Source organism: Mesorhizobium sp. M7A.F.Ca.ET.027.03.2.1 (assembly GCF_003999175.1).
Lineage (GTDB): Bacteria > Pseudomonadota > Alphaproteobacteria > Rhizobiales > Rhizobiaceae > Mesorhizobium.
This window is the reverse complement of the sequence record NZ_RZOM01000746.1, coordinates 1-3132: the sequence shown is the minus strand read 5'-3', so window position 1 is coordinate 3132 and position 3132 is coordinate 1. Positions and strand designations below refer to the sequence as shown.

Sequence of the window (3132 nt, the reverse complement as noted above, 5' to 3'; positions counted from 1 at the left end):
CGCCATGCCGGCGCTGCGCTCGCTGGTGCTGTCGGCGCGATTCCTCGCCGTGGTCATTCTCGGCAACATCGTCGCCCTGCTGCTTCTGCTGGTGCCGGGCGTCAACATAGCCGCCTTCTTTATCGTCAACGGCTATCTGCTCGGGCGCGAGTTCTTCGAATTCGCTGCCATGCGCTTTCGCGGGGAAGAAGAGGCCAGGGCCTTACGCAGGCACTATGCCGGCACGGTGTTCCTCGCCGGGCTGCTCATCGCGGCTTTCCTCGCCGTGCCGTTGCTCAACCTGCTGACGCCGCTCTTCGCCGCCGCCGTGATGGTGCATCTGCACAAGGCGATCTCGGTGCGGGAAGTGGCTCGCTCCTCGCGCCGCTGAGCATTTTCTTCAGCGCAACAGGAATCCGCGTCCGAGCTCGTCGTCCGCTTCGACGATAAACTCCGTCCTGCCACTATAATAGGCGCGGCCGCCGACGCGGGCGATGATCGCCCCGTGCGGGCCAGCCTTCGCCGTCCGCACCACGGCTCCCGAAAAACGCGAGCCGGCAATGCTTTCGAACATACGCGTCTGCCCGATCGCGATCTCGCCCTTGGCATGCATGGCCGCCAGCCTTGCGGTGACGCCGGACCCGGTCGGCGAGCGGTCGACCTCCGCCTCGGCGAAGACGCAGATGTTCTTGGTCACCCCATCGGAAAAAGCATCGCGGCCATCGGTCAGGATGGTGCCGTAGAGGAAGGCAAGGTCGCCGTGGTCGGGATGCGACAGCGGAAATTCGGCCTTGAGCCTGTCCGTCAGCGCGGTTGCCGCATCGACGAAATCGCGCACCCGGCTTTTGCCGAATTCGAGCCCGAATTGGTGACAATCGGCCAGCGCGTAGAAAGCGCCGCCATAGGCGACGTCGAAGCCGATCGTGCCGTGGCCCGCCAGCTCTATCGTCTGCCCGCCGGCGAACAGGAACGCCGGCACGCTTTCGAACGACACCGCACCGGCCTTGCCGTCCCTGACCTCGACCGAGGCGACGACCAGCCCGCACGGCGCCTCGATATTGACTGTCGTGATTGGTTCCTGTTTCGCCACCAATCCTTCATCTACGGCGTAGCGGCCGAGCGCGACGATGGCGTGGCCGCACATCGTCGAATAGCCCTCATTGTGCATGAACAGCACGGCGAGGTCGGCGCCGGGCAGGTCGGGTTCGACCAGCAGGGCGCCATACATGTCGTAATGGCCGCGCGGCTCGAACATCAGGATCTTCCTGAGATGATCGAGATGGTCGCGCACATAGGCGCGCTTTTCCAGGATCGTGCCCTTGGGGACACTGGGATAGCCGCCGGTGACGATCCTGAGCGGCTCGCCGCCGGTATGCATATCGACGACGGTAAGCGTCATGCGATGGGCCCCGTTCAAGCTGAAGACTTGCCGAAGAGGGCTTGCAATTTGCCGAACGGCATGGCGGCGCGGGTGAAGCCGAAGGTGCCGTCCTGCTGGATCTCGCGCGCCGCCGTTTCCAGCATGCCATAGGCGAAATTGGTCAGCCACGGCCCGAGCGAGATGCGCTTGACGCCGGCCATGGCGAGGTCGGCGATGGTGAAGCCAGGCTTTGCCATGACATTGACCGGCTTGTTGACCGCCGAGCAGAGCGTGCGGATCATCTCGACGTCGCCGATGCCGGGCGCATAGAGCACGTCGGCGCCGGCCTTCTCGAAGGCCTGCAGCCGCTTGATGGTGTCGTCGAGGTCGGACTTGCCCCACAGGAAATTCTCCGCCCGCGCGGTGAAGACGAAATCGCGCTTCAGCGCCCGCGCCGCCTCCGCCGCCGCCGCAACGCGCTCGACGGCGTGCGCGAAATCATAGATCGGCTTGTCCGGATCGCCGGTGTGGTCCTCGATCGAGCATCCGGCAAGGCCGGCCGCTTCCGCCGCGAAGACGGTTTCGGCGGCCTGCTCGGCGCTGTCGCCCTTGCCTTTCTCGAGGTCGGCGGAGGCAGGCAGGCTGGTCGCCGCCGTCACCTCGCGGCAATGGTGGATCATCTGGTCGAAGGTCACGGCGCCATCCGGCAGGCCGCGTGAAAAAGCAAAGCCGGCGCTGGTCGTCGCCAGCGCCGTGAAACCGAACGAGGCCAGCAGCTTCGTCGTGCCAATATCCCAGGGATTGGGCATGACGAAGGTCGAGGCATGCAGGTCGCGAAAGATCTTGCCCTTGTCCATGGTAGTTCCCCCATCATGTGCGGTGTGGCTAAGCGGATTTTATCCTGCCCGATTTGACCGGGCAAACGAATGCGGTTGGTTCAGAAGCGATTGGCGTTCTCTCCTGCCAATTTGTCCAGCGCGTCGGAATCCTTGGTGTAGCGCGATGTCTTCTTGTCCCAGTGATAGGTGACGGAAATCTCGTGGGACTCTGGTCTGGGCGGAGTGTCGTCACAGCTTTCGCCGTTCAGCACAGTAGAGTCGGTCACGGTCACCTTGATGGCGGCATAAGGCTGGCCGTCGCCTACGGTCTGCAAAGTCACGTCCTGCTTGCGGCTGTAGGCGCACAGGTTTTCGTCGAACGTATAGATCATGTCGATCGGTTCGAACTTGTCGTCGCGGATCATGATCAGCGGCGTGATCACATAGTTCTGGCTCGAATTGAAATGCGCGCTCATGGTGATGAGGACGTCATCGTTGGCGCTGACCGAAAGTCTGCCCGGCTCGTGGAAATAGGTGCCGCGGTCGAGCGCGACATTGACGGCGTCGAGCAGCTTTGGCTTGGCCGTGATGTCGTAGAGCGCCAGCACCGCATAGCCTTCGGCGCTGTCGGGAGAATCGCCAAGGTCGAACAGCATGGTCAGCCGATCCTTGCCGCCGGCCTTGATGGCGAGCACCGCGGCATTGGAAAAGCCCGAAGTCTCGGGCGGCGAACCGCCGCTGTCCGGTCCCTCGATATGACGCATCTCGATCGGCAACCCACCCCTATAGAAGCCGTCCTTGTCCGCAGCGAGATCCGGAATGACCATCCTCGCGAGGTCGAGATAGGTGACATCCGTGCGGCCGGGCAGAGCGCTGCCGAGCTCCGGAAAGCTGATGGCTTGCGCGCCGGCCGCGGTCCATAGAAACGGCGCCAGCATCAAGGCGAGGATGAGGCGGAGCCGGCTGGGGGTCATG

4 protein-coding genes are annotated in these 3132 nt (G+C 63.7%); 1 reads left to right on the top strand and 3 read right to left on the bottom strand.

The window, feature by feature from the left end:
* On the top strand, positions 1–370 hold a 370-nt coding region (locus EN750_RS26090), incomplete at its 5' end, for an EI24 domain-containing protein (RefSeq protein WP_189526454.1).
* A gap of 9 nt (positions 371–379) precedes the next feature.
* On the opposite strand, the gene EN750_RS26085 is transcribed toward EN750_RS26090, so the two are convergent.
* From EN750_RS26085 to EN750_RS26075, 3 genes are all read right to left on the bottom strand, one after another.
* On the bottom strand, positions 380–1378 hold the full coding sequence (locus EN750_RS26085; protein ID WP_127398287.1) for a proline racemase family protein: 999 nt from the start codon (positions 1376–1378) through the stop codon (positions 380–382).
* A 14-nt stretch (positions 1379–1392) separates the two neighbouring features.
* Positions 1393–2196 (bottom strand): oxaloacetate decarboxylase, encoded by an 804-nt coding sequence (locus tag EN750_RS26080; RefSeq protein WP_127398285.1) that lies wholly within the window; start codon positions 2194–2196, stop codon positions 1393–1395.
* 80 nt (positions 2197–2276) lie between these two features.
* Complete coding sequence (locus tag EN750_RS26075) at positions 2277–3131, bottom strand: hypothetical protein (protein WP_127398283.1); 855 nt, start codon at positions 3129–3131, stop codon at positions 2277–2279.
* Between the last annotated feature and the right edge of the window lies 1 nt (position 3132).